18 protein-coding genes are annotated in these 21,562 nt (G+C 73.5%); 5 read left to right on the forward strand and 13 right to left on the reverse strand.

Annotation, left to right across the window (positions count from 1 at the left end; all coding sequences use genetic code 11):
* Nucleotides 1-32 precede the first annotated feature (32 nt).
* The 5 genes from pyrE to ACFVX9_RS14490 all read right to left on the reverse strand — a co-directional run bounded on the left by pyrE (nucleotide 33) and on the right by ACFVX9_RS14490 (nucleotide 5,905).
* Nucleotides 33-569, reverse strand: coding sequence for an orotate phosphoribosyltransferase (pyrE, locus tag ACFVX9_RS14470; protein WP_063348526.1), 537 nt, complete (start codon nucleotides 567-569; stop codon nucleotides 33-35).
* Nucleotides 570-599: 30 nt separating this feature from the next.
* Nucleotides 600-1,583, reverse strand: coding sequence for an SRPBCC family protein (locus ACFVX9_RS14475; RefSeq protein ID WP_380369822.1), 984 nt, complete (start codon nucleotides 1,581-1,583; stop codon nucleotides 600-602).
* Nucleotides 1,584-1,676: 93 nt separating this feature from the next.
* Nucleotides 1,677-3,311, reverse strand: a complete 1,635-nt coding sequence (locus ACFVX9_RS14480) for a polyamine aminopropyltransferase (RefSeq protein WP_387981860.1) — start codon at nucleotides 3,309-3,311, stop codon at nucleotides 1,677-1,679.
* 139 nt (nucleotides 3,312-3,450) lie between these two features.
* The gene (locus tag ACFVX9_RS14485) at nucleotides 3,451-3,981 is read right to left on the reverse strand and encodes a DUF2617 family protein (RefSeq protein ID WP_063348528.1); all 531 of its coding nucleotides are present in this window, start codon (nucleotides 3,979-3,981) and stop codon (nucleotides 3,451-3,453) included.
* Nucleotides 3,982-4,489: 508 nt separating this feature from the next.
* Entirely contained in the window at nucleotides 4,490-5,905 is a 1,416-nt protein-coding gene (locus ACFVX9_RS14490; protein WP_380369827.1) for an amidase, read from the reverse strand.
* A 92-nt stretch (nucleotides 5,906-5,997) separates the two neighbouring features.
* On the opposite strand from ACFVX9_RS14490, the gene ACFVX9_RS14495 reads away from it, so the two are divergent.
* Nucleotides 5,998-6,612, forward strand: a complete 615-nt coding sequence (locus ACFVX9_RS14495) for a TetR/AcrR family transcriptional regulator (RefSeq protein ID WP_380483239.1) — start codon at nucleotides 5,998-6,000, stop codon at nucleotides 6,610-6,612.
* Here the strand turns inward: ACFVX9_RS14495 and ACFVX9_RS14500 are convergent.
* From ACFVX9_RS14500 to ACFVX9_RS14515, 4 genes are all read right to left on the reverse strand, one after another.
* Complete coding sequence (locus ACFVX9_RS14500; protein WP_063348531.1) at nucleotides 6,592-7,752, reverse strand: pyridoxal phosphate-dependent aminotransferase; 1,161 nt, start codon at nucleotides 7,750-7,752, stop codon at nucleotides 6,592-6,594. The two genes, ACFVX9_RS14495 and ACFVX9_RS14500, sit on opposite strands and share 21 nt — an antisense overlap.
* Before the next feature lie 119 nt (nucleotides 7,753-7,871).
* Complete coding sequence (locus ACFVX9_RS14505) at nucleotides 7,872-8,429, reverse strand: YbjN domain-containing protein (protein ID WP_063348532.1); 558 nt, start codon at nucleotides 8,427-8,429, stop codon at nucleotides 7,872-7,874.
* Nucleotides 8,430-8,742: 313 nt separating this feature from the next.
* The gene (gene clpB / locus ACFVX9_RS14510; protein WP_387981862.1) at nucleotides 8,743-11,349 is read right to left on the reverse strand and encodes an ATP-dependent chaperone ClpB; all 2,607 of its coding nucleotides are present in this window, start codon (nucleotides 11,347-11,349) and stop codon (nucleotides 8,743-8,745) included.
* Nucleotides 11,350-11,429: 80 nt separating this feature from the next.
* Entirely contained in the window at nucleotides 11,430-12,380 is a 951-nt protein-coding gene (locus ACFVX9_RS14515; protein WP_363368328.1) for a LysR family transcriptional regulator, read from the reverse strand.
* A gap of 70 nt (nucleotides 12,381-12,450) precedes the next feature.
* On the opposite strand from ACFVX9_RS14515, the gene ACFVX9_RS14520 reads away from it, so the two are divergent.
* From ACFVX9_RS14520 to ACFVX9_RS14535, 4 genes are all read left to right on the forward strand, one after another.
* Nucleotides 12,451-13,572 carry a TDT family transporter gene (locus ACFVX9_RS14520; protein WP_063348535.1) on the forward strand — a complete coding sequence of 374 codons (1,122 nt, stop codon included), beginning with the start codon at nucleotides 12,451-12,453 and terminating at the stop codon, nucleotides 13,570-13,572.
* A gap of 577 nt (nucleotides 13,573-14,149) precedes the next feature.
* Nucleotides 14,150-15,139 carry a LuxR C-terminal-related transcriptional regulator gene (locus tag ACFVX9_RS14525; RefSeq protein WP_380489431.1) on the forward strand — a complete coding sequence of 330 codons (990 nt, stop codon included), beginning with the start codon at nucleotides 14,150-14,152 and terminating at the stop codon, nucleotides 15,137-15,139.
* A 90-nt stretch (nucleotides 15,140-15,229) separates the two neighbouring features.
* Nucleotides 15,230-16,234 carry a LuxR C-terminal-related transcriptional regulator gene (locus tag ACFVX9_RS14530; RefSeq protein WP_380369842.1) on the forward strand — a complete coding sequence of 335 codons (1,005 nt, stop codon included), beginning with the start codon at nucleotides 15,230-15,232 and terminating at the stop codon, nucleotides 16,232-16,234.
* Complete coding sequence (locus ACFVX9_RS14535) at nucleotides 16,234-17,211, forward strand: LuxR C-terminal-related transcriptional regulator (protein ID WP_063348538.1); 978 nt, start codon at nucleotides 16,234-16,236, stop codon at nucleotides 17,209-17,211. Before ACFVX9_RS14530 ends, ACFVX9_RS14535 begins: the two co-directional genes overlap by 1 nt.
* Nucleotides 17,212-17,218: 7 nt before the next feature.
* On the opposite strand, the gene ACFVX9_RS14540 is transcribed toward ACFVX9_RS14535, so the two are convergent.
* The 4 genes from ACFVX9_RS14540 to dnaJ all read right to left on the reverse strand — a co-directional run bounded on the left by ACFVX9_RS14540 (nucleotide 17,219) and on the right by dnaJ (nucleotide 21,290).
* A complete protein-coding gene (locus tag ACFVX9_RS14540; protein WP_063348539.1) occupies nucleotides 17,219-17,845 on the reverse strand; it encodes a hypothetical protein in 627 nt (208 codons plus the stop codon).
* Between the two features lie 547 nt (nucleotides 17,846-18,392).
* Nucleotides 18,393-19,400: a hypothetical protein gene (locus ACFVX9_RS14545; protein ID WP_380369848.1), complete on the reverse strand. Its 1,008-nt coding sequence runs from the start codon at nucleotides 19,398-19,400 to the stop codon at nucleotides 18,393-18,395.
* Nucleotides 19,401-19,594: 194 nt separating this feature from the next.
* Nucleotides 19,595-20,125 carry a heat shock protein transcriptional repressor HspR gene (locus ACFVX9_RS14550; protein WP_380423341.1) on the reverse strand — a complete coding sequence of 177 codons (531 nt, stop codon included), beginning with the start codon at nucleotides 20,123-20,125 and terminating at the stop codon, nucleotides 19,595-19,597.
* A 7-nt stretch (nucleotides 20,126-20,132) separates the two neighbouring features.
* The gene (gene dnaJ / locus ACFVX9_RS14555; protein WP_363368337.1) at nucleotides 20,133-21,290 is read right to left on the reverse strand and encodes a molecular chaperone DnaJ; all 1,158 of its coding nucleotides are present in this window, start codon (nucleotides 21,288-21,290) and stop codon (nucleotides 20,133-20,135) included.
* Nucleotides 21,291-21,562: the final 272 nt, after the last annotated feature.

Raw genomic sequence — 21,562 nt, forward strand, 5'->3', positions numbered from 1 at the left:
CGGCCCCTTCGTGCTGTCAGGTCCGGCCGGGCTCAGAGGCCCAGGTCGTCCAGGTCGTAGGCGGTCACGTACGGCAGGCCCTGCGCCTCGACCGCGGCCGCGCCGCCGCGCTCCACGATCACCGCGACGCCGACCACCTCGGCACCCGCCTCGCGCAGCGCCTCGACGGCGGTCAGCACCGAGCCACCGGTGGTGGAGGTGTCCTCGACCGCCAGCACCCGGCGGCCCTTGACCTCCGGGCCCTCGATCCGGCGCTGCAGGCCGTGCGCCTTGCCCGCCTTGCGGACCACGAAGGCGTCCAGCTCACGCCCGCGCGCGGCGGCGGCGTGCAGCATCGCGGCGGCCACCGGGTCGGCGCCCAGGGTCAGACCGCCGACGGCGTCGTACTCCAGGTGCGAGGTCGCGTCCAGCATCACCCGACCGACCAGCGGGGCGGCCTGGCCGTCCAGCGTGATCCGGCGCAGGTCGACGTAGTAGTCGGCCTCCTTGCCGGAGGAAAGGGTGACCTTGCCGTGTACGACGGCCTTGTCCTTGATCTGTGCCAGCAGGGCGTCGCGGTCGTTGCTCATGAGCGTCCAGTCTAGGCCCTCTCCCGCCGGTCAGCGCCGACGCAAGGCCCTGACCAGCACCACGGCGCCACCCAGCAGCGCGACCCCGCCGCCGATCACCCACGGCACCGCGCTGCGGCCGCCCGAACCCGGCACCACGATCCCGCCGGCCTCGCCGCCCCACCGGGACGCCGCCCGGGCCCGGGCACTGCGGGCCGGCAGCGCCGGGGCGTACCGCCCGCGCGGCGGCGCGTGGTCCACCTCCTCGGCCGAGCGGCCGACGATGCTGCGGCGCACCGGGCCGCCGCCCGCCGGCTCCTCCTCGTACTCGAAGAGCGGCTCGGCGGGGAGCTCCTCGGCGACGCCCTCCTCGGGCCCGTCCTCGTCGCCGCCGCCGGTGGGCAGGCCGAAGCGCTCGGCGTCGGCGTCGGAGAAGGCGATCAGGTCGGACAGGTCGTCGTCGAGGTCGTCGCCGGGCTGGTCCTGGTGCTCCTCGATGAACACCACGCCGGCGTCGGTCCCGGCCTCGGCTTCGCTGCCGGTCTCCGGGTCGCCCTCGCCGTCGTTCTCGCTCTCCGGCTCGGGCTCGGCGTCCGGGGAGGCGAGCGCGGTGGCGAACCGGTCCAGCAGGCGCCGCCCGGCGGCGTCGAGGGTCTCCTCGTCGAACTCGGTGAGCCGGCCGGTGGCGCTCAGGTCGCCGGTGAAGCGGACCACCGCGGTGCCGTCCTCGGCGCCGTCCGCGACGCTGACCCGGACGGTGGCGGTCGCCTCGCCGCTGCCGCGGGCCTCCTGGCCCTCGGCGAACACGGTCAGCACGCCCTCGCGTCCCTCGATCAGGGACAGCACGCCCTTGTACGTGATGGTGGAGCCGCCGATCCGCAGCTTCAGCCGGCCGCCGATCTCCTCCGCCGGCCCTGCGCCGACCGCGGCCGGTTCGGTGCTCAGCCCCGGCACGCTACGGGCCAGCAGAGCCGGATCCTGCAAGGCCTGCCGCACCAACTCGGCGGGCATCGGGACGACAACCTCATGCTCCATGTCAGGGAGCCTACCGACCCGACCCCGCCCGGTCCCTACCCACCGCCACCCGACTTCCCCGGGACCACCGGTGTCCCGCCCCGCGCCCCCGGCTCAGCGGGGGCCGAGCAGGGTGAGGGCGGCCGGGGGGTGGGCGGGGCGGAGGGCGGCGAGGCGGGTGGCGGAGCCGCGGAGCGCGTCGGGGGTGAGGGCGCGGGGCGGTGGGGCGTCGGGGGCGAGGGTGAGCGGGGGCCGGGCGGCGGCCGCGAGGAGGAAGGTCTGGGCGGCGCCCGGCGGGTCGGGGCGGCAGCTCGCGGTGGCGCTGCCCTGGACGGCGTACGGGACGGTCTGCAGCCCTGCCGTGCGCAGGCCGGACTCGATCGGCCAGAGGCCGCCCGGGTCGCCGCCGGCCCGGACGGCGACGCGGCCGCCGGGGGAGAGCAGCCGGGTGGCGAGGCCGTAGAACTCCTGGGAGTGGAAGGTGACCGGTCCGCCGTCGGCGGGCGCGGGCAGGTCGGCGAGCACCACGTCGTACGGTCCGCCGGTCGTGGCGCCGCGCAGCCAGGCCATCGGGTCGGCGGCGGTGGCGTGGACGCGCGGGTCGTCGAGGGAGTGGTCGGTGAGGGCGGCGAGCCCGGGGTCGGTGCGGGCGAGCCGGGGGAGTGCGGGGTCGGCGTCGACGAGCCGGACGGAGCGGACGCCGCGGTGCCGGAGCACCTCGCGCAGGGCGAGGCCGTCGCCGCCGCCGAGGAGCAGGACGCGGGCGTCCGGGCCGGCGGCCATCGCCGGGTGGACCAGGGCTTCGCTGCCGCGGTACTCGTCGGGTCCGCAGACGGTGAGACGGCCGTTCAGGTAGAGCCGGAGCGGGCCTTCGGCGGGGCCGGTGAGCACGATCTCCTGGGAGTGGCTGCGGGCGGCGAAGCGGACCTGGGCGCCGTAGAGGGCGTGCCGGGCGGCGCGTTCGATGGCGCCGGAGCCGGCGGCGGCCGCGGCGAGCAGGGCGAGGACGAGCGCGCAGCCGCCCCAGAGCAGGAGCCGTATCCGGGGGGCGGGTTCCTCGCGGAAGAGCCAGAGCACGACGGCGGCTCCGGCGACGGCGTTGACGGCGCCGGTGACGAGGGCGCCGTCGCCGGGCCCGAGGCCGGGGAGGATGAGGAAGGGGAAGGCGAGGCCGCCGATCAGCGCGCCCACGTAGTCGGCGGCGAAGAGGTCGGCGGCGGCGCGGCCGGCGTCCTCGCGCCGGATCCGCTGGATGAGGGTCATCAGGAGCGGGATCTCGGCGCCGATGAGGATGCCGATGAGGCAGGTGAGGCCGACCATGGCGGCCTGGTAGCGGCCGATCCAGGCCCAGCAGGAGTAGAGCGCGAGGACGGAGAGGCCGCCGGTGAGCGCGAGGGCGCATTCGACCAGGGCGAAGGCGGTGGCGGGCTGCCGGGTGAGGCGTTTGGCGAGGAGCGAGCCGAGGCCCATCGCGAACACCATGACGGAGAGCACGACGGAGGTTTGGGTGACCGCGTCCCCGAGCAGGTAGTCGCCGAGCGCCACGAGTTCGAGTTCGTAGACGAGTCCGCAGGCCGCACAGACGAACGCGGCGAGCAGGACGGTGAGGCGGGCCAGTCGGGGGTGGGAGCGCAGCCGGGACCGACGGCGGGCGGGCAGGGGGGCGAGGCTCCGCCCGGGCCGGGGTGGGGCGCCGTCGTCGAGGTCCACTCGCGAGCGGGCGGGTGGACCGGCCGGATGGTTGATCACGAACAAACGCTAGGGGACGTTCGGGACGGATAGCTGCGCCCATTCGACGGACAGTGCGGGACGCCGGATTGACGAATCGTTCCTGCGTGCGATTCATAGGCCATGGAGGGATCCGTGACCCTGGTCGGGCGGCCGGCGGTCATGCCCCGGACACCACCAGCGAGGAGCGGGTGCAGACCAGCCGGCCCTCCTGCGGGTAGGCGTGCCAGGTCCGCCAGAGCAGCCGGTCGGCGCCGCCCTGGGTGACCAGCGCGGTGAAGGCGCTCGGGTCGCCCGGGAACACCCCGGCCAGGCCGCGCGGGTGGCCCTCGACCAGGGCCAGCAGTTCCTGGGCGCGGGCCGCGAAGTCGTGCGGGGGCAGCGCCTCGATCCGGGCCGCGAACTCGTACTCCCAGCCGCCGACCTGCTTGGCCACCCGGGCCGGCAGCGGGGTGCGGCGGCCGGGCAGGCAGGCGACGGTCTCCAGGCACTCGCCGGGGCCGGCGGCGATCACCACCTGGTGCGAAGCGCCCAGCAGTCGCAGCTGGAGGGTGCCGGCCGTGGCGGGGTGGCCGCCTCCGTCGAGTCTCAGGTCGCGGACCGCGAGAGCGGGCAGCGGGTCGCCGCCCAGGCACCAGGCCAGGTCACCGGCGCGGGTGTCCGTGTAGGAGGTCTGCAGTGTGGTGAGCATGCTCGGCTCCGCGTTTCAGCTCCGTGCGCGCCCGCCGAGCAGCACCGAGTAGGCCTAGGCGATGGCGAGGCTGTTCGTGGCTGTGCGGCCCTGGGCGCGGCCGACCGTGGAAGGAGGGATTCCGGCTGGAGATTCAGCAGCAGAGAAGCATGAATACGCCGGGTCCGCCGGTGATTTACCCAACTTTGTCAAGCATTCACCGTTTCGAGCACACCTGCTTCCCGGCTCTGATCGACCCGGTGTGCGACTCTGCACAGCGCGCGCCCCTATGACCGGGTCGTGCGCCGTGCACGCTGGTAGTGCGCCGGGCACGCGCCTCGTGCGCCACCGCCCTGCACGCACCGGGCGGGCAGGGCGGTCGGAGCGTTCCGCCGAGGTTGAGGGAATTGCCTCACAGGCATCATTCAATCGTCAACCAGGTGTCAACCAGGCATGACTGTCAGGCGAGTTGAGGAAGTCCAGCCCGCTCGCCGGGCCATCATTGCTCCCCTCACGGCCGGGGGTCGATTCACGGCCGGGGGTCGATCGGCGCGAGGACCCCGAGCCGGTCCTCGACCGCCTGCGCCGCCTCCAGGCAGAGGTCCTCCCGGAACGCCCGCCCGACGAGCTGCACCCCGGTCGGCAGTCCGTCGGCCAGGCCGGTGGGCACCGCCACCGCCGGCAGCCCCGCGAAGCTGGTCACCTTGCACAGCCGCATCGCCGTGCGGACCAGCTCCCACCCGGCCGCGTCCCGGGACTCGATGCCCGGCTCGACCGGCGGTTCGGTGAACACCGGTCCGAGCAGCAGCGGGTACTCGTCCAGGAATTCGGCCCAGGAGCGGCGGATGCCCAGCCAGCTCCCCATCAGCTCCATGAGCTCGGCGGCCGTCGCGGGCGGGGTGCGGGCCATCGTCAGCTCGATGTAGCGGTCGCCGCCCGGGCCGAGCAGGGAGCGTACGGCGGGCCACTTGGGCGCGAACTCCGTCATGGTGATCCGGTCGCACACCTCCAGGGCCTCGTCGAGCCGCGGGACGTCCGCCACCTCGCGCACGTCGTACCCGGCGTCCCGCAGCGCCGCCGCCGCGCGCTCGACCGCGGCCCGGACGGTCGGGTGGACGCCGTGGCCGCCCGGATCGGCCACCACCGCGACCTTCACCGGCCCGGGCAGCGGCTCGCCGTAGCGTGGCACGGGCAGGGCGCGAGGGTCGCGCGGATCGGGGCCGGCCAGCACCTCGTAGGCCAGCCGCAGGTCGGCGACGCTCCGGGCGAGCGGGCCGTCGGAGACCAGCCACTGGGAGGCCGGCCCCGGGTCCTGTGGCCCGAACGCGCGGTGGTCGGCGGGGAAGCGGCCGCTGGACGGGTTCAGCCCGGCGACCCCGCAGAACGAGGCCGGGACGCGGATGGACGCGCCGGAGTCGTTGCCGAGCCCGAGCGCGGCCAGGCCGGTCGCGACGGCCGCGCCGTCACCGCCGCTGCTCCCGCCCGGGGTGCGGCCGCGGTCCCACGGGTTGGCGGTGTCGCCGTAGAGCTCGCTGCGGGTGTGCATCCCGGCCAGGATCATGGTGGGCATGTTGCTGTGCCCGATCGGTACGGCCCCGGCCGCGCGCAGCCGGGCGACCGGGGGAGCGTCGGCCCGCGCCACCAGGTCGCGGAAGCGCGGCACCCCGAAGGTGGTGGCCACGCCCTCGATGGCGGTGGTCTCCTTCACGGTGAACGGCACGCCCGCCAGCGGGCCGGGGTCCTCGCCCGCGGCCAGGCGCCGGTCGAGCTCCTGGGCCTGTGCCCGGGCGCGCTCCGCCAGGACCTGGGTGACGGCGTTCACCTGCGGGTTCACCGCGCCGATCCGCTCCAGGTGGCTGTCGAGCAGTTCGACGGCCGAGACCTCTTTGCCGCGTACCGCCGCCGCCTGCGCGGTGGCCGTCAGTCGCCACAGGGCGTCCTGCATGACGTACTCCCCTCCTCGTTCCGATGCGCTCGTATCGGTACCGTAGCCTGGGAACCGATACGAGTGCATCGAATAAATCGGAGGGGGAGCCCGTGCCCAGACAGGTGGACCACGACGGCCGACGCCGACGGATCGCCGAGGCCGTCTGCCGGCTCGCCGACGAACGCGGCCTGGAAGGGGTGACCCTGCGCGACGTGGCCGACCGCGCGCAGGTGTCGACCGGCGCCGTCCAGCGCTGCTTCCGCACCAAGGACGAGATGCTCCGCTTCGCCCTCGGCCACGTCGGCGAGCAGATCACCGCCCGGGTCCAGGCGTACCCCGCCGACGACCCGGCGCCCTCGCCCGCCGCCGCCCTGGCACACGCGGCCGCCGAGGTGGCGCTGCTCGGCGACGGACAGCGCTCCCAGGCGCGGGTCTGGCTGGCCTTCGTCGCACAGGCCGCCGTCGACGAGCGGCTGGCGGGCCCGCTGAACGCCGACTACGCCGCCCTGGAGGGCCTGTTCGCCCGGCTGATCGCCGAGGCCTCGCCGGCGGCCGGGCCGGACGCCGCCCGGGAGGCGAAGACGCTGCTGGCCCTTGCCGACGGGCTCACCGCACACGTCCTCGTCGGCCGCCTCACCGCACCCGAGGCCCGGGCGATCCTGAACGCCCACCTGTCCGGCCTCGGGCGGCGGCCGGGCGACGGCTCAGAGGCGCTGGAGCCGTGACACCGCTTCCTCCAGGACGGAGTCCTGCTTGCAGAAGGTGAAGCGGACCAGGCTGCGGCCGGCCTCGGTGTTGTCGTAGAAGACGGCGTTCGGGATGGCGACGACGCCGCAGCGCTCCGGCAGGGCGCGGCAGAACTCGATGCCGTCCTTCTCGCCGAGCGGGGTGATGTCGGTGGTGATGAAGTACGTGCCCTCGGGGGTGAACACCCGGAAGCCGGCCGCGGTGAGCCCGTCGACCAGCAGGTCGCGCTTGCGGAGCAGGTCGGCGCGGAAGCCGTCGAAGTAGCTGTCGGGCAGCCGCAGCGCCTCGGCGACGGCGTACTGGAAGGGGCCGGCGCTGACGTAGGTGAGGTACTGCTTGGCCGTGCGGACGGCCGTGACCAGGGCCGGGTTCGCGGTGACCCAGCCGACCTTCCAGCCGGTGAAGGAGAAGGTCTTGCCGGCGGAGGAGATGGAGACGGTGCGCTCGCGCATGCCGGGCAGGGCGGCGATCGGGTGGTGGGTGGCGCCGAAGACGAGGTGCTCGTAGACCTCGTCGGTGACGACCAGCAGGTCGTGTTCGACGGCGAGGGCGGCGATGGCGGCCAGCTCGTCGGCGGTGAGCACGGTGCCGGTCGGGTTGTGCGGGGTGTTGATCAGCAGCAGGCGGGTGCGCGGGGTGATCAGGGTGCGCAGTTCGTCCAGGTCGGGGCGGAAGTCCGGGGCGCGCAGGGTGAGCGGGCGGCGGGTGGCGCCGGCCATGGCGATGCAGGCGGCGTAGGAGTCGTAGAAGGGTTCGAGGGCGATCACCTCGTCACCGGGCTCCAGCAGGGCGAGCAGAGTGGCGGCGATGGCCTCGGTGGCACCGGCGGTGACCAGCACCTCGGTGTCCGGGTCGTAGGAGAGGCCGTGGAAGCGCTGCTGGTGCTCGGCGATCGCGGCCCGCAGCTCCGGGATGCCGGGGCCGGGCGGGTACTGGTTGCCGCGGCCGTTCAGCACGGCGTCGGCAGCGGCCCGGGCCACCGAAGCCGGGCCGTCGGTGTCGGGGAAGCCCTGGCCGAGGTTGATCGAGCCGGTGGCCGTGGCCAGGGCCGACATCTCGGCGAAGATGGTCGTCCCCATACCGGCCAGTCGGCGGTTCAGCAGCGGCCTGTTGCCCATTGGTGGCTCCTCACGCGTCGTCGTCGGCCCCATCCTGGGTCAGCCGGGGGCCGGGGACAAGGACGGCCCGACCACCTGGGGCCAAGTGGTCGGGCCGTGCGCTCGCAGGGCGGGCAGGGTCACGCCTCGTTGGTGCCCTCGGGGGTCTCGCCGTCCTCGCCCTCGATCTCGTTCTGCAGGCCGAGGCGCTCGACGATCCACTGCTCGAAGCCGACGGCGGCCTGGGTCCAGTTGGCGGTGGTGGTGACGAAGTAGTCCAGGTTGACGCCGGTGCCGACGATCATCTGGGCCTCGCCGATCAGGCGGACCACGCCGTCCTCGTGGGTGTGGGTGTAGACCTTGGGCCAGAGGGTCTCGCGGTTCCACTCGTCGATGAGGTCGAGGATCTCGCCCTTCTTCTCCAGCGGGTACGCGCGGTCGTAGAAGGCGCGCACCGCGAAGAGCTCCTTCTGCTCGCCGCGGAACATGTAGTAGACGCGGAAGCCCTCCCAGGGGGCGGTGAGGTCGCCCTCCTCGTCCACGACGTGCTTGAGCTGCATCTGGTCCAGCAGCTGGGTCACCAGGCCCTGGTCCGGGACGATGATCGGCGGCGGGCCGGCCGGCCGCCCCTGGTCGCCGGGCTGGCCGCCGCCCTGGGGCGCGCCGAACGACGGGATGGACGACGGGTCGATGCTCATGGGGTCCTCTTCCTCAGTGCACGTGGTGGCCGGCAATGAGAGGCCGCCCTTTCCACTTCCCATCCTGCCTCATCCGGGGCCTGCCTCACAGGGGCACCCGGCCACGCGTCGATCTTCGTCCGGGGCGCTCCCGACGCCCGCCGCAAGCGGTGATGGTGACGGAGCGTGTCCGGCTGGAGGGCCGCCGCGGCCGGGGCGCCGGCGGGGCGCGGCGGGGTGCGACCGTGGCCGAGTGTGCCGTCAACTGTGCTGTGCGGCAAGGGTGTTGACCGGGCCGCCCGCACGACAGTGCGGGCGGCCCGGTCTGGTGGTGCTACTTCTCCAGCAGTCCGCGGCTGCGGACGGTGAGGCGGTCGCCCTCCTCGTCCCGCTCGACCAGGACGGTGTCCCCGTCGTGCACCTGGCCGGACAGGATGGCCCGGGCCAACTGGTCGCCGATCGCGGACTGGACCAGCCGGCGCAGCGGGCGGGCGCCGTACGCCGGGTCGTAGCCGGTGAGGGCCAGCCAGTCGCGGGCGGCCTCGGAGACGTCCAGGGTGAGCCGGCGCTCGCGCAGCCGGTCGCCGAGACGGGCCACCTGGAGGTCGACGATCCGGCTCAGCTCGGCGGTGCCCAGCGGGTCGAAGACCACGATGTCGTCCAGCCGGTTGAGGAACTCGGGCTTGAACGTGGCCCGGACGGAGTCCAGCACCAGGGCCTTCTTCCGGTCCTCCGGGGTCGCCGGGTCGACCAGGTACTGACTGCCCAGGTTGGAGGTGAGGATCAGGATCGCGTTGCGGAAGTCCACCGTGCGGCCCTGGCCGTCGGTGAGCCGGCCGTCGTCCAGCACCTGGAGCAGGACGTCGAAGACCTCCGGGTGGGCCTTCTCCACCTCGTCCAGCAGCACCACGCTGTACGGGCGGCGGCGTACCGCCTCGGTGAGCTGGCCGCCCTCCTCGTAGCCGATGTACCCGGGCGGGGCGCCGACCAGGCGGGAGACGGAGTGCTTCTCGCCGTACTCGCTCATGTCGATCCGGACCATGGCCCGCTCGTCGTCGAAGAGGAAGTCGGCCAGGGCCTTGGCGAGTTCGGTCTTGCCGACGCCGGTCGGGCCGAGGAAGAGGAACGAACCGGTCGGGCGGTCCGGGTCGGCGATGCCGGAACGGGTGCGGCGCACCGCGTCCGAGACCGCTCGCACGGCCTCCGCCTGGCCGATCAGGCGCTCGCCCAACTCCTCCTCCATGCGCAGGAGTTTGGCGCTCTCGCCCTCCAGCAGGCGGCCGGCCGGGATGCCCGTCCAGGAGGCGACCACGTCGGCCACGTCGTCCGGGCCGACCTCCTCCTTCACCATCGAGGCGGAGGCGTCCTGGTCCGCCGCCCGCTCCTGGGCTTCGGTGAGCTCCGTCTCGGCGGCCGGGATCTCCGCGTACATCAGCTTCGATGCCCGCTCGAAGTCCCCGTCGCGCTGGGCCCGTTCGAGCGCGCCGTTCAGGTCGTCCAGCCGCTCCTTGAGCTCGCCGACCCGGTTGAGGCTCTTCTTCTCCTGCTCCCAGCGCGCGGTCAGGGCGCTCAACTGCTCGTTCTTGTCGGCGAGATCGCGCCGCAGTCGGGCCAGCCGGTCGATCGAGGCGGCGTCCGACTCCTTCTCCAGGGCCAGCTCCTCCATCCTCAACCGGTCGACGGAGCGCTGGAGTTCGTCGATCTCGACCGGGGAGGAGTCGATCTCCATCCGCAGCCGGGAGGCCGCCTCGTCGACCAGGTCGATCGCCTTGTCGGGCAGGAAGCGGGAGGTGATGTAGCGGTTGGACAGGGTGGCCGCGGCGACCAGCGCGGCGTCCGCGATCTGCACCTTGTGGTGCGCCTCGTAGCGGCCCTTGAGACCGCGCAGGATGGCGATCGAGTCCTCCACGCTGGGCTCGCCGACCAGCACCTGCTGGAAGCGGCGCTCCAGGGCCGGGTCCTTCTCGATCCGCTCGCGGTACTCGTCCAGCGTGGTGGCGCCGACCATCCGCAGCTCGCCGCGGGCCAGCATCGGCTTGAGCATGTTGCCGGCGTCCATCGCGGAGTCGCCGCCGGCGCCCGCGCCGACCATGGTGTGCAGCTCGTCGATGAAGGTGACGACCTGGCCGTTGCTCTGCTTGATGTCGTTCAGGACGGCCTTCAGCCGCTCCTCGAACTCGCCGCGGTACTTGGCGCCCGCGACCATCGCGCTGAGGTCCAGCGAGACCAGCCGCTTGCCGCGCAGCGACTCCGGCACGTCGCCGGCGACGATGCGCTGGGCCAGGCCCTCGACCACCGCGGTCTTGCCGACGCCCGGCTCGCCGATCAGCACCGGGTTGTTCTTGGTCCGGCGGGAGAGCACCTGGACGACCCGGCGGATCTCCTGGTCCCGGCCGATCACCGGGTCGAGCTTGCCGTCCCGGGCGGCCTGGGTCAGGTCGGTGCCGTACTTCTCCAGTGCCTTGTAGGTGCCCTCAGGGTCCGGAGAGGTGACCCGGCCGCTGCCGCGCACGTCCTTGAACGCGGCGAGCAGGCCCTTCGCCGTCGCGCCCTGCTGCGCCAGCAGTTCGGCGACCGGCCCGCCCTCGGCGGCCAGGCCGACCATCAGGTGCTCGGTGGAGACGTACTGGTCGTCCAGGTCGTCGGCGCGCTTGCCGGCCTCGGTGAGCACCGCGAGGGTGTCCCGGGCGAGCTGCGGCGCGGCGACCGTCGAGCCCATCGCGCTGGGCAGGGCGGTCAGCTGGCGGCGGGCCTCGGCGTCGATCCGGGTGACGTTCGCCCCGACGGCCTCCAGCAGCGGCCGGGCGATGCCCTCGGGCTGCTCCAGCAGGGCGATCAGGATGTGCACCGGCTTGACGTCCGGGTTCCCGGCCGCGCCCGCCTGCCGGATCGCGGCGGACAGGGCGTCCTGCGTCTTGGTGGTGAACTTGCTGGCGTCCACTGCTGGGGGGTCCTCCCTCGTCGTCCTTCAATGCTGCTACGTACAGCATGCACTAAGTTGAGTCTACTCCGCTCAAGTTTTTACGCCCGTTCCGCGCGTTCCGTGCGCTCCACCCGCTGCGCGCGGGGCACCTGGCGGGTCAGCCCCAGCAGCTCCCGGGCCGGCCCGCTCGGCCGCTGCCCGGCCGGCCACACCGCGCGCAGCGGCCGCCGCAGGTCCAGCCCCTCGGCCAGCGGGACGGCCACCAGCCGCCGGACGGCCAACTCCTCCATCACCGCCAGCTCGCTCAGGCAGACCGGCCCGGCCCCGGTCATCGCCGCCGCCTTCAGCGCGGTGGACGAGGCCAGCTCCAGCCGGGGCCGCACCGCGCCCCCGTACGGCGCCAGCGCCATCTCCAGCACCTCCCGGGTGCCCGAGCCCGACTCGCGCAGCACCAGCGGGGTGGCGGCCAGCTCCGGCCCGGTCAGCGGCGTCCGGCGGCGCGCCCACGGGTGGCCGGGCGCCACCACGACCACCAGCCGGTCCGCCGCCACCACGGCGCCGGCCAGCCCGGGCGGGGTGGACGGGCCCTCGACGAAGCCGAGGTCGGCGTCCCCGGCCAGCACGTGCCCGGCGACCTCCGCCGAGTTCGCCGTCCGCAGCGTCACCGCCGTGCCCGGACTGGCCTCGGCCAGGGCCAGCAGCCAGCCCGGCATCAGGTACTCGGCGACGGTCAGGCTGGCCACCACCCGCAGCTTGGCGTCCCGCCGCTCGCGCAGCGCGTCGATCCCGGCGTCCAGCGCCTGCGCCGCCTCCACCACGTGCCCGGCCCACTCGACCACCAGCCGCCCCGCCACGGTCGGCCGACTGCCCCGGGGGGAGCGCTCCAGCAGCGGGACGCCGATCTGCCGCTCCATGCCCTTGATCCGGGCGCTGGCGGTCGGCTGGCTCACGCCCAGTTCGGCCGCGGCCCGCCCGACGCTGCCCAGCCGGGCCACCGCGAGCAGCAGTTCCAGGGCGCCGAGCTCGGGGACGCGGGGGGAGAGGGCCATAGGTCCAGGCTATGTCCTCATAGAGCCCGCGGCGCTACCGGAGCCCGGCCCGGGGCGGCACGGTGGAACCATGTCCACCTTGGCCGATGCCCGCCCGCTCACCCGCCCCTCCCGTTCCTCGCTGCGTGCCCGCCTCGACCTCGCCCAGCTCGGCCCCAACTGGTACGCCGCCGTCATGGGCACCGCGATCCTGGGCAACGGCGCGGCCGTCCTGCCGCTGCGGCTGCCCGGGCTGATCGGCTTCGGCGAGGTGATGTGGGCGCTCGGACTCGCCGCCCTGCTGGTGCTGGGCGCGGCCCGGCTGGTCCACCTCACCCGGCACCGCGAGGCCGCCCGCACCCAGCTGCTGGACAACCCGGCCACCGCCGTCTTCTACGGCTGCCCGCCGATGGCCCTGCTCTCGGTCGGCCTCGGCACCCTGCTGCTCGGCTCCCGGGTGATCGGCACCGGCCCCGCGGTCGCCGTCGACGCCGTGCTGTGGGGCGTCGGCACCCTGTACGCGCTGGCCGTCGCCGGCGGCATCCCGTACCTGATGATCACCCGGCACCCGGTCTCCGCCCTGGAGGCCAACCCGACCTGGCTGCTGCCGGTGGTCGCCCCGCTGGTCGCCTCCGCCACCGGCCCGGCCCTCATCCCGCACCTGCCGGCCGGGCTGGCGCAGCAGACCATGCTGTACGCCTGCTGGGCCCTCTTCGGGATCGGCCTGCTGGCCACCCTGGTGCTGCTGCCGGTGGTCTTCACCGGGCTGTTCCACAGCAAGCTGCCCACCCTGGTGCTCACCCCCTCGCTGTTCCTGGTGCTCGGCCCGCTCGGCCAGTCCGTCACCGCCGTCCACCAACTCGCCGACGCCGCCCGCCCGGTGCTGCCCGCGCTGGCCCCAGCCATGCTCCCCTTCGCCGAGCTGTACGGCGTCGCGGTGCTCGGCGTCGCGATGCTCTGGCTGGCCGTCGCGCTCACCGCCAACCTGCGCGCCCGCCGGGCCGGCATGCCGTTCGCGATGACCTGGTGGGCGTACACCTTCCCGATCGGCACCTGCGTCACCGGCGCCTCCGCGCTCGCCCGGCACACCGGGTTCGGCGGCTTCACCGCGATCGCCACCGGGCTCTACCTGCTGCTGGCCACCGCCTGGGTGCTCGCCGCCGGCGGGACCGCCGCCGGGCTCGCCCGCGGACGGCTGCTGGCGCGTGCCTGACGATTCCCGCCGCACGCCGCCGTTGCAGGAACCCGCACCCGCGGCCCGACCGCGCGCGGCCGACCGACCGTACGGGCGGGTGCCCCCCGCGAGCCCCGCTGGCCTCGGCCTTTACCGGAATCCGTCCCGCCGCTCGACCCCGCCCGCCCCACCCGCCGTGCAGATAGCTGCAATTGCGCGAACCTGCACTCGGGCGACACTTGTTCACCGGCCGTCACACTGTGAGGGTGGAGTCACGCCAGGCCGACCGGGCACCGCAGCCCGATGGTGGCGACTTGCTCTTCGAAACTGACCACGGGTGCAACGTCCCGCACGCGTGAAACGGGGGGGAAGAGCGCCGGTCGGGGCGCCATGTGTGGTGATGGCCCCCGGAACCGGAGCCGTCGAGGCGTTGCTGCTCCGCCTCGACGGAAGCGCCTGGGCATGGGCGTAGCGACGGTGGCCCCCGGGCCCCCGGAGTGCGACGGCACCCGGACTCCGGAGGCCGCCGTCAGCCCGGTACCGTGACCGCCGAGCCCCGCGCCGGACGGCGCGACGGCGGCAACGAGGGAGAAGCGTCCGGCAGGGAGTGTGCGACGTGACGGTGGAACCGGCGGTCGCGCCGCAGCACGGACAGCCCCCGGGCGAGGAGCCCGACGAGGCCGCCCGGCAGTTCTACCTGGCGATCCTCGCCCGGGGCGGACGCATCCCGTTCGCCGACACCCCGGACGTCGACCAGGCCGCGCTCCAGCAGCTCGTCGACCTCGGCCTGCTCATCGCCAACCCGATGGACCACTGCTACACCGCCATCAGCCCACGCTCCGTCACCGACCGCCTGGGCGCCGAACTCCGCAGCGAGGCGACCAGGCTGCTGGTCCGCGCCGAGAACCTCCCCGGCGCCCTCGACGGCCTCACCCGCGCCTACGACGCGATGCCCCGGCCCTCCGGCCGGGCCGGCGGCGCCGTCCACGTCGAGGGCCACGTCCACATCCGCCAGCGGATCTCCCAGCTCGCCTCCGACTGCCGCTCCGAAGTCCTCGCCGCCCAACCCGGCCACCGCCCCGCCGGCACCCTGCAAGTCGCCCTCCTCCAGGACGTCCACCTGCTCCAGCGCGGCTGCTCCCTGCGCACCATCTACCAGCCCGTCGCCCTCGCCGACCCGCCCGCCCTCGCCTACGTCGAGGAGGTCACCCGGCACGGCTCCCTCATCCGCGTGCTCGACGAGCCGTTCCAGCGGCTGCTCGTCTTCGACCGCGCCGTCGCCGTGATCTCCGCCAACGACGACAACAGCACCGCCGCCTTCATCACCGACCCGGCCGCCATCACCTTCCTGGTCGGCGCCTTCGAACGCGACTGGGCCCGCGCCGAAACCGCCGACACCGCCGCCACCCTCGGCCCCACCCGCACCGTCCCCGACCGGATCGGCCGCCTCCTCGCCCGCGGCCTCACCCAGCGCGCCGTCGCCACCCGCCTCGGCCTCAGCGAACGCACCGTCGCCGCCCACATCTCCCGCCTCCGCGACCGCCACGGAGCCCAGACCCTCTTCCAACTCGGCTGGCTGATGAGAGGCGCCCGCGATGACCGATGAACCCGGCCCCGCCGAGCGCGCCCCCGCCGACCGGCCTGCCCTCCGCCCACACCCTCTTCCACCTCGGCCGGCAGCTCCGGGGGGAGCCCCATGACCGACCCGTCGACCTCCCCCCTGCCCGACTCCCCCCTGCCCGACGACGCCGCTCGGGCGCTGTACCTCGCCGTCGTCGGCAACGGCGGCATCCTCCGGGCGGCCGACCTGGCTCCGGGTGACGAACCGGTCCTGGGGCGGTTGCTCGACCTCGGACTGGTCGTCCCGAGGGTCGAGGACGCGGCCTACGCCGCGGTGAACCCGCGTGTCGTCATCGGCCGAATCGGCTCCGAACTGCGTTCCACGGGTGGCGAATTGCTGGCCAGGGCGGACGAAACGCCCGAGCAGTTCGCCGAGTTGGCGCAGGCCTTCGACGTCACGCCGCGCCACCCCGAGTGCTCCGTCGAGGTCACGTACGTGCACGGCTTCGAGCAGATCCGCCTGCGCCTGGCCCAACTCGACGCCGAGTGCTCGCAGGAGATGCTGGCCGCCCAGCCCGGCGGGGCCCGGCCCGTCGAGGGGCTCCCGGACGCCCTCGACCGGATGCGGCGACTCGCCGAGCGCGGCGGCACCGTCCGGGGCATCTACGAGCCGGCGGCGGCCGCCGACCCGGCGACCGCCGCCTTCGCCGCCGCGGCCGCCGAGGTCGGCTGCCGGTACCGGGTGCTGGGCGAGCCGTTCCGGCGGGTCCTGATCTACGACCGGAAGGTGGCCGTCATCCCCGCCGCGTCCGACAACAGCCGCGCGGCCTTCGTCGAGGACCCGGTGGTGGTCGACTTCATGGCCGACGCCTTCGAACGCGACTGGCAGCGCGCCGCCCGGGTCCGCTGGGCCCGTGGCCCGGAAGCCCCCGAGCCGGCCGACTCCCTGCCCGACCAGGTCGGCCGTTTCCTCGCCCAGGGCCTCACCCAGCGCGCCATCGCCACCCGCCTCGGCCTGAGCGAACGTACGGTGGCCGGCCACATCGCCCGGCTGCGCGAACTGTACGACGCCGAGACGCTCTTCCAACTCGGCTGGCAGCTCCGGTCGGCGGCCGACGCCGCCCGTCGGCGGGTGCCGTGATGCACGGGCGCGGCACCGGGCGGCCCGACCAGGCCGCACACGACCTGTACCTGCGCATCCTCCGGCACGGCGGCTGGATCGACCGGGCCGAGGTGGCCGACGCCGACCGGCCGGCCCTGGAACACCTGCTCGCGCTCGGGCTGCTGCTCGCCCGGCCCGAATCCGACGTCTGCACCGCCGTCAACCCGCGTACGGTCGGCGACCGGATCAGTGCCGAGCTCCGGGCCGAGGGCACCCGGCTGCTGGTCCAGGCCGCGCAACTCCCGCAGGCCCTCGACGACCTGACCAAGGCCTACGACACGGCCCCGCGCCCGACCGACCGCGCCGGTACGGTGCATCACGTCCAGGGCCTCGGCGCGGTCATCCGGCGATTCGCCGAGGTGGAGGCGGACTGCCGCCAGGAGATCCTCGTCGCCCAGCCCGGCCGGCCCCGCCACGCCCACCAGCTGGAGGACGCCCTGGAACGGATCGGCCGGTTCTGCGGCCGGGGCGGCCGGATCCGGGTGATCTACGCACCCGGCGCCGTCCGGGACCAGGCGACCGCCGACCACACCGCCCGCGGCACCGAACTGGGCGCCCGCTTCCGGGTCCTGGCCGAGCCGTTCCGCCACCTGCACATCTTCGACCGCCGGATCGCCGTGCTCCAGTCCGCCGACGACCTCCGGAGCGCGACCTTCATCGAGGATCCGGCGACCGTCGACCATTTCCTGGCCGTGTTCGAACGGGACTGGGCCCGCTCCGGCCGCCTCCTCTGGAACCCCGACCAGGCGTCCGCTCCCGAGTCGACGGCCCACGAGCAGGTCGGCCGGCTCCTCGCCCAGGGCCTCACCCAGCGCGCCATCGCCGGCCGCCTCGGTCTCAGCGAGCGGACGGTGGCCGGCCACATCGCCCGGCTGCGCGAACTGCACGACGCGGAGACGCTGTTCCAGCTGGGCTGGCAGCTGCGGGGAGCCCGGACGGGGGAGCCCGATGGGTGAGCGCTGGTCAGCCGGTGGCGGCGCTGGTCGGCCAGTAGCCGGCCCGGCCGACGACGGGGGGCTGCTGCCGGGGGACGTTGAACTGCTCACCGGGGGCGGTCCAGAAGCCCTCGCGCAGGGACAGCGCCATGCCGGCCCAGTCGAGCGCGGTCTCCACGGTGTGGTTGAGGGCCTCCTGCGACCAGGTGTCGTCGAAGACCAGCGGCAGGACGGGGGCGACCTGCTCGATGGTGGCGATCAGCGGGTTGTGCGTGATGGCCTCGTCGACGAGGAGGACGATCGGCTTCCGCAGCGCCGACGCCCACCCCAGCTCCAGGCTCACCCCGGCCGACAGCGGCGCCCCGACGTAGGCGAACACGAGGTCCGCGGACTGCAGGGCCCGGAAGTCGGACGGCACCCGGGGCTCCGGCGCCTGCCCGGCGACGGTCCAGGCATCACTGTGGTGCGCGCTGTACACGGCGGCACCGCTGCGGAGCAGGGTGGTGCGGAGCGTCGTCAGCCGCGTCCGGCTGGCGAGCGTCACCACACTGTCCGCGGGCCCGGTCAGCCGCATCAGCGGCGCGGCCAGGAACACACGCGCACGCCGGCCCTCGGGGGTCTGTCCGGCGTGCTCTCGCAGGTAGGGCTCACTCATTGTCGACTCCGGGGATAGGTGCCAACCAGGCCGATCGCCCCGTTGGGTGGTGACTATCGGAATGCTGCTGTGCATTCGTTGTGGTCGAAACGAACTAGTCATGGACATGTTGTTTGTGGTGTCCCCGTCTTCCCCCTCCCGCGAGAGGGGTTGGGGAGTGCACTGATCGTCTCTGTCGACCGTCGCCACCGTCCACAGAGCCGTGGTGTCATCTCGATGCCTGGCAGAGAGATGACGCACTGGGGTAGCAGGCCCCCTGGCTTCCGGCATGGGCTTGCGGCATTATGTGGCAGGTTGTTCGAAACAATGGCTGGGTACCCGCGCCAAGTCTTAAACAAAGAGAGGGGGCACCATGTCTCGGATACGCCGGGTGGTGCGATTTGTCCTGGTTCCAGTCGTTGTGGGTCTGGCGCTTTTCATCGGGAGCGGTTCGAGCCCGGCTGACGACACGATCTGGAACATCGGGGTTTCCCACGATGCGGCAGCGCCTCAGACCATGGCGCTGGCCAATGACACGATCTGGAACTGAGACCGCCGCGACGCTTGGTCAGTGATAGCTGTCGGAGTCGGTCGGAACGCTGTTCCGGGCCAATGCGTACCCGAGTTGGAACAGCGACTCGACATTGTGCTCGTCGCGCATCTCGGCCAGGTGCCGCGCGAGCGTCCGTTCGCTGATGCCGAGTCTGCGGGCGATCACCCGGTGGTTCACGCCTTCGAGCATGAGGTCGATGATCGTCTGCCGCATCCCGGAGACCACCTGCTGCGGAACGGCGCGCGCGCCGTCGAAGTCCAGCGCCCGGCTCCAGTTCCGCTCGAAGATCTCGCTGATCAGGTAGCTGATGACGGCCCGATCGTGCACGAAGGCGGCCAGATTGAGGTCCTCGGCGATGGGGATGACCGCGATTCGGCGATCGATGACGATCAATCGCGTGTAGGGCTCCTCCAGCGTCCGGAACCGTCCGCCGGCCTTGGTTATCGTGGCCACGTACTCCCTGGTGGGAGCGTGGTACCGGGTGCTCGGGTGGTAGATCGTCCTGAGCGTGATGCCCAGGCGGAGGGCTTCGAGGTCGCGGGCGAGGATGCCGGTGAGCGCCTCGGACGGGCGCGGCCCGCCGGGTTGGGCGGCGAGGATCTCCTCCGAGGCGCTGGCGACGATCTGCTGCACCCGCTGGTTGATCAGCACCTTTCCCCGCACGTACTCGATCGCGCCGCCGGCCTGCTCCGGTGAGTGGTAGGCGGCCGTCAGGTCGTGGAGATCGGTGGCGAGGGCCGACGCGCGGGTGAGCAGGTCGAGTGCCTGGCGCTGCCAGGTCACGGAGAGGCTCTCGGACAGCTGCTGAGGGTCGACCGCGACGAGGACACCGGGTTCGTCGGTGTCGGCGACCAGAAGGCCTATCGCCACCAACTCCTCCTGGGCCCCGCCCGCCTTGGCGAGGTCGGAGTCCTTCGGAAACCGCCCGTTCTCGCGGATGACCGCCAGATACAACTCCCGCGCTTCTTTCGAGAGGACGGAGGGCCCAATCGCGGCGGTACCGGGCTGTTCTCGTCCACTCATCTGCGGGCTCCTTGCCGTGGCCGTGTCTGCACTACCTGCCGGGCACCAATACCGGAATCGCAGTGCAGCATGCCAGATCGGGTGGCATCGGTGAGGGCGGCCAGATTTGTTCGACAGCACTCTCTCACCACGATCAAGCCGCCGGCACCCCCCGGGCGGAGGGGAGCCGGCGGCCGGAGGTGTTCAGCCAAGTCTCAGCGCTTGGGGCGCCAGACGACCAGGGCGCTGGACTGGGTGGGCGGCTGGTAGGGGACGAGGTCGCGGCGGTAGGAGGCGTGGACGGCGGCCTCGCGCTGCTGGAGGGCGCTGGTGGCGCCGTCGAGGGAGTCGACCAGTTCGCCGATGCGGGACTGGAGCGCGGTGACCTGGTTCTCCAGCTCGATGATCCGCTTGATGCCGGCCAGGTTGATGCCCTCGTCCTGGGAGAGCCGCTGGACCTCGCGCAACTGCTGGATGTCGCGCGCGGAGTAGCGGCGGCCCCGGCCGGCGGTGCGGTCGGGGCTGACCAGACCGAGGCGGTCGTACTGGCGGAGGGTCTGCGGGTGCAGGCCGGAGAGCTCGGCGGCGACGGAGATGACGTACACCGGGGTGTCCTCGGTGAGGACGTACTGCGGCGGGGCGGTGGGCCGCCGGGTGCGGCGGCCGTCGCCCGGCAGGCCGTCGCCGACGCCGACGCCTGGCAGGCCTTCACCGATGCCGGGGCCGATGGGACTGTTGGGGATCATCTGGTCGTCACGCTCCCTTCGCCGCCCGGAACAGGGCGGCTCGTGGGTCGTCGGAGGCGGTGGCCTCGCGGTACTGCTCCAGGGCGTTCAGCGCGTCCCCGGTGATGTGCCGCGGCACCACGACCTCGACGGTGACGAGGAGGTCGCCGCGGGTGCCGTCCTTGCGGGTGGCGCCCTTGCCGCGGGCGCGCATGGTGAGGCCGTTGGCGCTGCCGGGGGGCAGCTTCAGCTTCACGGCCGGCCCGTTCAGCGTGGGCACCTCGATGGTGGCGCCGAGGGTGGCTTCGGGGAAGGTGACGGGGACGGTGACGGTGAGGTTGTCCCCCTTGCGCCCGAAGACGGGGTGCGGGTCGACGTGCACGGTGACGTAGAGGTCGCCGGGCTGTCCGCCGCGTTCGCCCTGGGCGCCCTTGCCCTTGAGCCGGATGCGCTGGGCGTCCTGGACGCCGGCCGGGATGCGGACCTGCATGGTGTGGGCGGAGCTGGCCCGGCCGCTGCCGTGGCAGTCGACGCACGGGTCGTCGACGATCATGCCGCGCCCGCGGCAGTCCTTGCACGGCTCGGAGAGCGCGAACGCGCCCTGGCCGCGGCTGACGGTGCCGGCGCCGACGCAGGTCGGGCAGACCCGCGGGGTGGTGCCGGACTTGGCGCCGGTGCCGTTGCAGGTGCGGCAGGGGGCCTGGCTGGTCATTCGCAGCGGGACGGTCGCACCGTCGACGGCCTCGTCGAAGGCGAGGGTCACCTCGGTCTCGACGTCGGCGCCGCGCCGGGGCTGGGCCTGCCGGCCGCCGCTGCGGTTGAAGAGTCCGCCGAAGACGTCGCCGAGCCCGCCGCTGCCGGTGTTCTGGCTGCCGCTGAAGAGGTCGCCGAAGTCGAAGCTGTAGCTGCCGTTGCCCTGGCCGGGGCCGCCGGCCCGGAAGCCGCCGTTGGCGAAGAGGCTGCGGGCCTCGTCGTACTCCTTGCGGCGCTTCTCGTCGGACAGGACGTCGTAGGCCTCGGAGATGTCCTTGAAGCGGTCCTCGGCCTTGGCATCGCCCTTGTTGGCGTCCGGGTGGAACTCGCGCGCGAGCTTGCGGTAGGTCTTCTTGATCTCGGCGGCGGTGGCGTCCTTGGGCACGCCGAGGACCTTGTAGTAGTCCTTCTCCACGTAGTCCTTGCCACTCATGCGTCCACCTCGCTCCGCTCGGCAGCCGCTCCGCGCAACACGCGCCTTTCAACGATTCGCTCGCTGCGCTTGCTCATAGCTGCCGCCACCTCCCGATGTCCATCCTCGCTGCGCTGTCAACAGCCGCTCCACCGGGCGCTGTTGACAGCGCGCTGGGGGGGGGGGGGGGGGTTTGGGGGGGGGGCGGCGCCCCCACACCCCCGGTTTTCCACCTTCCCCCCCGTTTTTCTTTCTCCCCCCCCCCCCCCTCCCCCCCCCCCGACAGGGGGGAG

It is taken from the genome of Kitasatospora sp. NPDC058243, assembly GCF_042882025.1.
In the GTDB taxonomy this organism is placed as follows: Bacteria; Actinomycetota; Actinomycetes; order Streptomycetales; family Streptomycetaceae; genus Kitasatospora.

Coding starts and splice junctions, on each gene's coding strand:
- pyrE (WP_063348526.1), bottom strand. CDS start 569: ATGAGCAACGACCGCGACGCCCTGCTGGCACAGATCAAGGACAAGGCC.
- ACFVX9_RS14475 (WP_380369822.1), bottom strand. CDS start 1,583: ATGGAGCATGAGGTTGTCGTCCCGATGCCCGCCGAGTTGGTGCGGCAG.
- ACFVX9_RS14485 (WP_063348528.1), bottom strand. CDS start 3,981: ATGCTCACCACACTGCAGACCTCCTACACGGACACCCGCGCCGGTGAC.
- ACFVX9_RS14490 (WP_380369827.1), bottom strand. CDS start 5,905: ATGCAGGACGCCCTGTGGCGACTGACGGCCACCGCGCAGGCGGCGGCG.
- ACFVX9_RS14500 (WP_063348531.1), bottom strand. CDS start 7,752: ATGGGCAACAGGCCGCTGCTGAACCGCCGACTGGCCGGTATGGGGACG.
- ACFVX9_RS14505 (WP_063348532.1), bottom strand. CDS start 8,429: ATGAGCATCGACCCGTCGTCCATCCCGTCGTTCGGCGCGCCCCAGGGC.
- ACFVX9_RS14515 (WP_363368328.1), bottom strand. CDS start 12,380: ATGGCCCTCTCCCCCCGCGTCCCCGAGCTCGGCGCCCTGGAACTGCTG.
- ACFVX9_RS14520 (WP_063348535.1), top strand. CDS start 12,451: ATGTCCACCTTGGCCGATGCCCGCCCGCTCACCCGCCCCTCCCGTTCC.
- ACFVX9_RS14530 (WP_380369842.1), top strand. CDS start 15,230: ATGACCGACCCGTCGACCTCCCCCCTGCCCGACTCCCCCCTGCCCGAC.
- ACFVX9_RS14535 (WP_063348538.1), top strand. CDS start 16,234: ATGCACGGGCGCGGCACCGGGCGGCCCGACCAGGCCGCACACGACCTG.
- ACFVX9_RS14540 (WP_063348539.1), bottom strand. CDS start 17,845: ATGAGTGAGCCCTACCTGCGAGAGCACGCCGGACAGACCCCCGAGGGC.
- ACFVX9_RS14545 (WP_380369848.1), bottom strand. CDS start 19,400: ATGAGTGGACGAGAACAGCCCGGTACCGCCGCGATTGGGCCCTCCGTC.
- ACFVX9_RS14550 (WP_380423341.1), bottom strand. CDS start 20,125: ATGATCCCCAACAGTCCCATCGGCCCCGGCATCGGTGAAGGCCTGCCA.
- dnaJ (WP_363368337.1), bottom strand. CDS start 21,290: ATGAGTGGCAAGGACTACGTGGAGAAGGACTACTACAAGGTCCTCGGC.